The following is an 8,497-nucleotide window of genomic DNA, read 5'->3' on the forward strand; positions in this document are numbered from 1 at the left end:
CGTTGTCCTCGGTGACGTTGCCCGTATCGCGCGTCCACTCCACATCACTGTCAAGGATATGCGCCGTAACGTCACGGTTGTACAGCTCACCGGTAATGGTGAGGGTGGTCGCAAAACGCTCCGCATCGAAGTACCAGCCATTGGAGCTTTCTATATCGATGCTGAAATCCGGATTGCCCTCGACCATTGCCCAGCCCGCTGCTCCGTACTTCGGTTCGTCGGTAGTGCCGGAAACAAGACACATCCACTTGCATCCGTAGTGCCACACGGTATCGTACATCATCACACGTACGGTCTCGGTCTGTGCCTCGCGGTCGGCTTGGTAGGGTTCTGCTCCGGTGGCGGTCTCCATGTTCCACTCTCCGCGGTCGTTGGCGATGCGGGGCAATACGCCTTGGAAGTCGATGCGGTGGATGTCCTGCGCTACCAATCCCCGGACGTAGATATAAGAGTGCAGGTAGTTGATGGGCAGGTTGTCGAACAGAGACAGATGCTTCAGCCTGCCGACGATCACCGAATAGTTGCTTTCCTCAAGGACGGGTTTTGTGACCCCGTTAAGCATGCAGATACAATGCTCACGGGATGACAGATACCAATAACCCTGCCGTTCAGTATCAACCGGGTTGCCACGGTGTGATAATATCATCAACGGCTCAGGAGGATAATTCTTGCCACCCGGCACCTCGCTATCAGGGTACATCACAGCGTTGATCGTATTGGCTGAGATGTCAACATGCAAGACACGTAGCCAGGAGGTATAATACTTGCCGCCACCTGATGCAAGGTCATTGACAACACCATATACAACATCGTTTTCTGCCAGTGCAGTAAAGTCGTTATCCCACCGTTTCTTCATCTTCAGGCTGTATGTGCCGTCTTCAAGCTGCGATACACTTTCGATGGTACCGGACTCGGAGAAGGAATAGTCGCTCTCCATGGCGGAGAGACGGTTGAAGATAAGCTCAAGGACGGTAAGGCTGTCGCGGACCTCGAGGCGGGACAGCTGCATACGGCCGTCAGGGAATATTCCGGCACCCTTGCCCGCGACCATAGAGTCGATAAACTCGCCGAACTTCAACAGAAAATTTGTGCCGTCAGCCTGGTCTTTTCGAAGGAACACCTTTGATAATTCTTCGATGCTCATTCCTTGTTGAATGAGTTCAAGAATGCCAATAAATGTCCGTCCAACCCTCTCTGCGGTATTCTCTCCCTCAGAAGAGGCGTTCCTTATCTGTAGAGCAAGTTTCCTTAATATGTCAAGTGTATCAGGCATTATTCACCAAGTACTCTAAAAGTTACACGATTAGCATTAATCCCTCCACTTCCCCTATACAGCGGAAAGTCTTTTTTATTATCATTCAAATACCGAACACATTCTTTCATATACCTATCAGCAACAGAGAAAGCATCATTATAAGCCATAAGTTTCTCCTTAAAATCAGAACGCGATGAATATTCGTTATCTTTATTGACAAATCCAAAACGGGTGACATTTCCATCTCCATTTTTCACGATACGAGCATAGGTATAATATGCCAATGTCGTTTTCAGCCCTACAAAGGAACGTTTGCCTCCACATTCTATGGTATAAGAACTACCATTAAGCAACTCACTATAATTTTCCGGATGTTCTTTCACATCTAAGAATAAAGCATCACCCAAAGCTGACTTCAAATCAATGTTCTCCGACTCCCGAATATATGCCTCTATCTTTTCCGTATCGATGTGTATTGACATCGTACGAGCCAACTTATAGACCTCATCTGTTGTTATTAGACATCGCAGCATTTCTTATATATTTAAGAGGTTGTACACTAAAGTCATTGGAAGGATTGAGAGGTTCATACCAATGCGCAAAAATTTTCTGAAAAGCCCGTTCAATCATGCGTTGTTGCTTTGACACAATAGAGTTATAGTATTCAAAAGCATCTTCCAATATATCCCCAGAAAAACCAACCTTACCAATCCGGATACAATACCAAGGCTCCTGCCCGAAAGCCGAATAAATACGTTCAACCACACTGGCATCAGTAACGGTAAACTCCTTATCATAATTTTTAGGACTAATATCCACAAACTCCGGTTTTTCTTCATCAGATTCCAAGGTTACCTCTAAGACCTTTGTCGCATTGGTGTCTCCTTGTAATTGCACGATAGTATCAGAAAAACCAGTATCTTCATTAGTCCTATCCTCTTTTATAGGATTTCCGTTTTCATCAAAACGTACCGAAGAAGCACCTTTCTTTGTAATTATCATCCCGGAAGGCATGAAGTTACAACGCACATTACGATACTTCACATTGGCTAATCCCTCATCCGTACTCATTTCCGTAATCACACGGTCAGCTCTTCCGATAGGATACACGAATTTCCCTGTGTTGCTAATCCATAGTATCTGCCCCTTATAGTTTTCAATCCCTCCGGCAGCCCGAATTTGCGCATAGACCACCTCCTTACGTGGATTAAATACATCTATAAACTCCACATTTTCTGGTATTACCTTTATGGCTTTTCCCTGACGGGTTTTCTTTCCTGTCCAATCCGGATGAACTGCGATTTTTGCGATATATCCGGATTCATCCTCCTCCAACAAACGGCAATTTTCAAAGGGGATGTGCTGTACTTCCACTATATCTGCGAACATATTATAATTAACATGTATCGCCATCCCATCGTAATCAGCAACATCCTTGCAGACGAAAGCATGGATGTCATCTGCCGTATCTCCACGGCGGTTAACCACATATTCAGAAAAAGCAACCTCACGAAACCCATTTCCCTCTATGAAATTGGCATAACGTTCTGCACATTCGCTACCCGTTGAACTCGCAGCGATGATATTTCTTAGATGTTGGGGATATAAATTATCATCACCGTAGCTTTGGATGCCAAGATTACGTAAATAGCCCGTGTCAACACGCCTATTACTCTTCTTCTTTAATTCATTTACATTCATCGTTCCGTGAGGTTATTCTTTATTTCACCGTTTCTACGGCTTCTATAGTCTGCTTAGAGTCAACTACAGATTGAGCCTCTTTAATATGAGCATCCAATACTTTAGCTGTAACTTTCTTCCCGTTCAGTTTATAAGTCTTGAACGCATCTCTCACAAACTCAGAAGTAGCACCTTCCACTTCAAAGGCTTTCACCAATTCTGAAACCAAAGTTTCATCCAATGGTAAAGCAGGACTCATCCGTCTTTCAACCCTTTTCTCCCAATCGGAAGGCGTTGAAGCAAAAAAGACTATCCCTTTAGGATTTTCCGCAAGATACCTTTCTGCCGCTTCGTCAGTAAGATTGTTGTTGGTGTACATTTCACTACTTCCAAAGCCTACTTGGAGCAATACACCATTTTTCAATGCATAACTTGATTTTTCTTTCATTTTTCCATATCTTTTTAAGTACGAATACATTTCAATCACAGCGTCACGATAGCAATCACCACATGAGGTCTTGGTAAATGTCCTACCAAGAACTTCATGAAACATCAGTTCAATGTCTGATTTATCAGAAGAAGAAAGGGAGACCTTATCCCCCAATCTCTTCAACTTATCAACCATCTCCAAGACAAGCATATTCCCTCCTATGCTGCCGGTTCAGCCGTCAAAGTGTTGACAGCAGTCTTAGTTGCTTCATAACTCGTCTTGAACAAGAATAATGCAGATTTAGGCGTTTTCTGCTCTTCCAAGGTAACAGCCCATCCACCTTCAGTATCCTCGCTATACTTATCGTTGTCGATAGCTGTAGCTGTAAGCCCTTGGTAGTAACCATACACCTGAAAAGCGGCATCACCAGGGTTTCCTTCTTTCTGTAAACCCTTATATTTATTCTCCAACACCACAACATAGGTACCGTTAGCCAATCCGTCAATAACATCAGCGCATACATCCGGGTCGTTTGCCAATATCACAATCGCGACAGTATTGGTAAACGAACTACGATATGTGCCAGCCACTAATGAGGTCTTTGTACCCGTAAATGGATTTTTACCAGGAACAACAACCTTATAAGCCTTCTTCCCGGTTTTCATAGCCAGCGTTTCAATCACATTCTTTTTTGTAGAATTGAATACTGTGGCTGCAAAGTCCACATCCGCACGATTCATTATTACCCCTTCCTGCTCCAATCCTTGTACTACTGGATCATCACACGACGGAACAATATCTTTCTTTAAAATATCATCACATACTCCCATAGAATACCTCCTTTTGTCAATATGCTACTTGCACCAAGTTGTCCTCGCCAATCATAGAACCGAGTTTACCAGTAGAATAGATATAATTCTTACGGGGTTTTCTTTCAAACCAGATATCAAGGTCAGATATCGGGTTATCGCCTTCACAACCGTACATTAAATTGTCCGGAGAACATAGAACCGCACGGTGAGGAAGGTTCAGTTTCGTTTTATCGTTCTGATACGCTTGAATAAATCTATCCCAAATAGAACATTTTACGACCGTAACGCCGTCATACTCTCCTACTTCAAGGCCGTCAAAAATGACCGTCCAAGGCATAATAACCTTATATTTCTCCCTCACATCACGTGACAAAGAATCACATAATGATTTTGTAGCAAAAATTGCATGTCCGGACTTCTGGAAAATACGGCTATCCGCATCTTCAAGCATCGTGTCAAACACAGATGTAGCAGCCCCCAATTCTTTCATCTTGGACTTCTGCAAAGCATAAGATGCTTCAGAGTTGGCTGATATAACGGTATGCTGACCGGAATTCTCTGCACATATGGCAAACAGGCGTTTAAAGAAACCGTCACATGTCTTGAACAATTCTACATTCAATCCATCCGTAATTTGACCGGAACCGTCAATATTAGCGGCATCCTTGTCTCCAAACCAAGTGAAGCGCCATAACATTTTCATCATTGCTTCCGTCAGTTTTGGAAGGACAATCCCATCCATATATTCAGTAGAAGTAAGGTCCGCAATATTGGTACCGGTCTTCAAGCAGTACTTTGCAATAGTATTCTCCAAATCCTCATAGCACATTTCCAACGGAACTTGCCAGTCGCCAATTTCCCATACTTTCTGGGCGGCAGCGATAGCCACTTTTTGATATTCAGGGTCACATCCGGCACCTGCGATACCTACATCCTCCATCTCACCGATGAAGCCAACTTTCTTGCCATTGGTCACTTTAGGCATGAACGTCATAAAACGCTCCATATCCTCATTTTGAAAGACTGTCAGTTCAATCAAGTCTTTCAAATCCTTCACCGCCTGATTGTCTGGCGTCAATTTTGAAAAATCTAAAATAGGCATACTCAATTCTCCTTTCTTTACTTTTTAGTTCTCTTCTCCCTTTCCTCTCTCAACTTTCTTTGAATAGGTGTCTCCTCTGCACTTGCTTGTGTCTCAACAGTATTCTTGAAGGATTGGGTACGCAAAGAGACTCTATAGGTTGAACAATGTTTTGCTAGCCAATTCTCACCTCCTGCCATCTTTACAGCATTCAGTATCTTATTGTCCTCAACTGTACGGGCATTGGTTTTCAATGCCGCATTTTCCTCTTCAAGTTCTTCAATGCGCGCCTTTAAAGCTTCAATCTCCTCGTCACCGTTTGCTTCTTCCGGGTCTTTGATTTCTGTAATCACTCCGTCTGTTACAATGATAGTCTTACCATCGGGCATAACATGCTCGCCATCGGGGGATGCCGCATCTCCCACCTGCGGTTCTCCTTCTTCACGTTCCACCGTCAGTGTATTACCTTCGGCATCTGTCAGTTCCATAGATACTACCGGAATGTCTTCTATCTTCTGGTAGCCACATTTCGCAAGCAGTCTGTCAATGATAGATTGCTTTACCGTTACTTGTTTCTCTTTGTTCATTTTCTCACTATTAAGTTTATAATCAGTTCCTTTTGCTGTAGTCGGTATAAGAACATCAGATATAAATCCAAGTTGTTTTGCAACCTCACCGCCAAACCATGCCTCCTTGTTCATCTGGACCTCCAAAATGGTCGATTCAACTCCTGTCCGTTCAACATATACAGCCATCATCTTATCCTTTTCCGCTTCCAGACTTGATTTGATGGATTCTATAGTTTCAAGGTCCAATAAATCATCATATCTTGCCAAATATGGTTTGTGGATGAGAAACTTTGCATGAGGATAAGCTTTTCTGCGTTCAAGTGGAGCAGAAAGCAAAATGATGGTAGCCATAGAAGCACATCGTCCAACAACGGTACAAGATATTTCCTTGCCCGACGCACGTAATGCATCATAAATAGCATACCCCTCAACCGTATCACCGCCGCACGAATGGATTTCAATGTCAATTTTAGGGTCAGCCGGGTCAAGCCATGAAAGGAAGTATTGGATATCCGGAAACGAAAGCCCCTCGTCACCGGTCAAATACCAATTTTCCATTTTATCCTTATCAGCTACAATGTCCTTGTTAATGTATAATTTAGCCATATCACATAATTGTTTGTAACAAAGGTAGAAAACATGATACGGCTTGAAGAAAATAAGAAGTCTATTCCACTGACACGCTTTGTCAGCAACTTTTTCAAAACAAAAAAAGAGCGGAATAATTCCGCCCCCCCTAAACATCCACCTTACTTGAGAACTTATCTATTATCCGATAAATTGTCCTTTCCGCAATATTATACTCATCGGATAAATATTGCATGATATAAGTCTTTTTATGTCCCTCCTTTGACAGACGGACATATTCTTGATACACGGGAATATATTTCACATCCCCGACATCAAGCGAAGCATCCCCCATCATTTGAAGAAGACTCTTATTCAATATCAATAGTTCATATGCTTTCATATACTACCAAGATTTTCAACGTACTTAACCCTATTAGCAACAGAGGTAAACTCTTCCACAGAAACCACCGGAGCAGGCGCCATCATCATACCTTTTGCAACAGCTTTGGCCAGCATGTCCTCTCCTAACGCCTGATTGGAAGAAGCTGTTACATTAATGGGAATACCTCCTCCTATCTGATTGAAAGCCGACAATAACGGAGCAAACATCGAGGTTGCAGCAGCCGTCATTACACTTTCACCGTTGGACAACATAGCAGGTATGGAATCGCTTGTACCGGAACCTGGCCCTTCAACTTTACCTCCTTGTGCAAATTTAGCACTTTTCACCGATTTCATAGCCTTTCCCATAACAGTAGTTACAGATGCCACTACAGTACCTATCGCAGCAAGCATGTCAATCCATGTTGCAGATGAGCGGGTAGCTGTTTCTACGGCTTTGGCAATGGCTACCCCTTGCGCAATAGAAACCTCCGCAATAGCCAGTATTTTCGCCAACTGAGCCATATTCTCGTTATCTCCTGCCGCTTGTTCCAACAAATCAGAAAGATTCCCTGCCAAGACAGAAAGGGATTCACCTTTATTTTGCTGCATCTCCACTTCCTTGTCAATGACCGCCTGCTTTGCATTCAAGTATTCTTGGTCTGCAGCAAGCTGCCTGGCCCGGAATTCGGCATCACTCTCCTCTCCCATCCGTCTCAAGCTGTCTTTCAGTTCAAGCTTCTGCTGTTCCTGCATACGAAGAAGCTCAAGTTCACTATCTCCATTCAATTTAGCTTCTGCCAATTCATTATCCAATCGAAGTTTGAGTGCATCAGCTTGTTTCTTTGCTGTATCATTCTCATGTTGAACGGACAAATCATAAATCTCTTTATTGTACTTCTCCGTAATAGCAAGCTTCATCTGTTCAGTAAGCTCTTTCTGACGGAGTTCTACGTCACGTTGGGCAACAAGTTGCTGCATCTTTAGTTGGTACTCCTGCTCACCTCCAGCTTTTACGGATTCAAGTTGCAGAGAGATTAGTTTCTGCCGGTTCTCCACCTCCTTCATCAGTTGTTCTTCCGATAATTGCTGTAATGCATCATTTTTTTGCTGTTCAAGTGCAATAATCTGATTATTTATAGCTCCACGTGCTTTCGTTGTAAGGTCTTGTTCCTCAATCAAGCGAACACGCAAATCTTCTATTTGACGAGAAAACTGACGTTCTATCTCAATGGATTGTTTCTCTCTACTGTCCTTAACCAGCTTAAGCATTTCATCCTCAGCCTTACGAATTTCTGAAAGTTCTTTTTCTTTTACAACTTTAGCCTTATCTACTGATTCTTTCCGCATCGCATTTATTTTATTCTGGGTTTCCTTATTACGGGTATAGCTCTCCATTTCCTTTTGAGCTACGTCCGAAAAAACTTGAGAGAATTCCTTTCAATCTTTCACTGTACTTTCTGATATACCCAATCGGCTAATAACCTCATCAGCCGTTACTGCCCCTTGTGCCATATCATCAAGCAATTTATTAGCTTCACCAGTAAGTTCTATTTGCCCAAGAAGATTTGCCAATTTCTTTCGGCCAATATCAATGCTTTCCTGCTGAAGTTTATTTTCCATATCGTATGCTTTTGTAGCCGCATCAGTACGCTCTTTCAGGCTTTTTGTAGTATCATCTGCAATGAGCTTCAATCTTTCAATCTCAGAGCGACTTGC

9 protein-coding genes and 1 pseudogene are annotated in these 8,497 nt (G+C 43.0%); all 10 read right to left on the bottom strand.

What is annotated here, in order from left to right:
• Nucleotides 1–1,144, bottom strand: a pseudogene (locus tag ABUA47_RS20950) (hypothetical protein); the annotation flags it as partial.
• A gap of 128 nt (nt 1,145–1,272) precedes the next feature.
• On the bottom strand, nt 1,273–1,737 hold the full coding sequence (locus ABUA47_RS20955) for a hypothetical protein (RefSeq protein ID WP_117589263.1): 465 nt from the start codon (nt 1,735–1,737) through the stop codon (nt 1,273–1,275).
• 22 nt (nt 1,738–1,759) lie between these two features.
• The gene (locus tag ABUA47_RS20960; RefSeq protein WP_117589264.1) at nt 1,760–2,956 is read right to left on the bottom strand and encodes a hypothetical protein; all 1,197 of its coding nucleotides are present in this window, start codon (nt 2,954–2,956) and stop codon (nt 1,760–1,762) included.
• 19 nt (nt 2,957–2,975) lie between these two features.
• Nucleotides 2,976–3,560: a hypothetical protein gene (locus tag ABUA47_RS20965; RefSeq protein WP_133302537.1), complete on the bottom strand. Its 585-nt coding sequence runs from the start codon at nt 3,558–3,560 to the stop codon at nt 2,976–2,978.
• A 23-nt stretch (nt 3,561–3,583) separates the two neighbouring features.
• Entirely contained in the window at nt 3,584–4,195 is a 612-nt protein-coding gene (locus ABUA47_RS20970; protein ID WP_117589266.1) for a hypothetical protein, read from the bottom strand.
• A 16-nt stretch (nt 4,196–4,211) separates the two neighbouring features.
• Nucleotides 4,212–5,279: a hypothetical protein gene (locus ABUA47_RS20975; RefSeq protein ID WP_117866139.1), complete on the bottom strand. Its 1,068-nt coding sequence runs from the start codon at nt 5,277–5,279 to the stop codon at nt 4,212–4,214.
• A gap of 17 nt (nt 5,280–5,296) precedes the next feature.
• On the bottom strand, nt 5,297–6,433 hold the full coding sequence (locus tag ABUA47_RS20980) for an ATP-dependent Clp protease proteolytic subunit (protein WP_158573894.1): 1,137 nt from the start codon (nt 6,431–6,433) through the stop codon (nt 5,297–5,299).
• A gap of 130 nt (nt 6,434–6,563) precedes the next feature.
• Nucleotides 6,564–6,797, bottom strand: coding sequence for a hypothetical protein (locus ABUA47_RS20985; RefSeq protein WP_117589269.1), 234 nt, complete (start codon nt 6,795–6,797; stop codon nt 6,564–6,566).
• Nucleotides 6,794–8,176 carry a hypothetical protein gene (locus tag ABUA47_RS20990; protein WP_349831991.1) on the bottom strand — a complete coding sequence of 461 codons (1,383 nt, stop codon included), beginning with the start codon at nt 8,174–8,176 and terminating at the stop codon, nt 6,794–6,796. The genes ABUA47_RS20985 and ABUA47_RS20990 overlap by 4 nt, the downstream gene beginning before the upstream one ends.
• 42 nt (nt 8,177–8,218) lie before the next feature.
• Nucleotides 8,219–8,497 (bottom strand): hypothetical protein (locus ABUA47_RS20995; RefSeq protein WP_349831993.1); only part of this gene is annotated, 279 nt, incomplete at its 5' end.

The sequence above is a fragment of the Bacteroides sp. RTP31139st1_H2_RTP31139_211217 genome, assembly GCF_040227615.1.
In the GTDB taxonomy this organism is placed as follows: Bacteria; Bacteroidota; Bacteroidia; order Bacteroidales; family Bacteroidaceae; genus Bacteroides; species Bacteroides uniformis.

Bases quoted from the DNA above. Each gene is read 5' to 3' on its own strand.
- ABUA47_RS20970 (WP_117589266.1), bottom strand. From the start codon at position 4,195: ATGGGAGTATGTGATGATATTTTAAAGAAAGATATTGTTCCGTCGTGT.
- ABUA47_RS20960 (WP_117589264.1), bottom strand. From the start codon at position 2,956: ATGAATGTAAATGAATTAAAGAAGAAGAGTAATAGGCGTGTTGACACG.
- ABUA47_RS20980 (WP_158573894.1), bottom strand. From the start codon at position 6,433: ATGGCTAAATTATACATTAACAAGGACATTGTAGCTGATAAGGATAAA.
- ABUA47_RS20965 (WP_133302537.1), bottom strand. From the start codon at position 3,560: ATGGTTGATAAGTTGAAGAGATTGGGGGATAAGGTCTCCCTTTCTTCT.
- ABUA47_RS20955 (WP_117589263.1), bottom strand. From the start codon at position 1,737: ATGTCAATACACATCGATACGGAAAAGATAGAGGCATATATTCGGGAG.
- ABUA47_RS20975 (WP_117866139.1), bottom strand. From the start codon at position 5,279: ATGCCTATTTTAGATTTTTCAAAATTGACGCCAGACAATCAGGCGGTG.
- ABUA47_RS20985 (WP_117589269.1), bottom strand. From the start codon at position 6,797: ATGAAAGCATATGAACTATTGATATTGAATAAGAGTCTTCTTCAAATG.
- ABUA47_RS20990 (WP_349831991.1), bottom strand. From the start codon at position 8,176: ATGGAGAGCTATACCCGTAATAAGGAAACCCAGAATAAAATAAATGCG.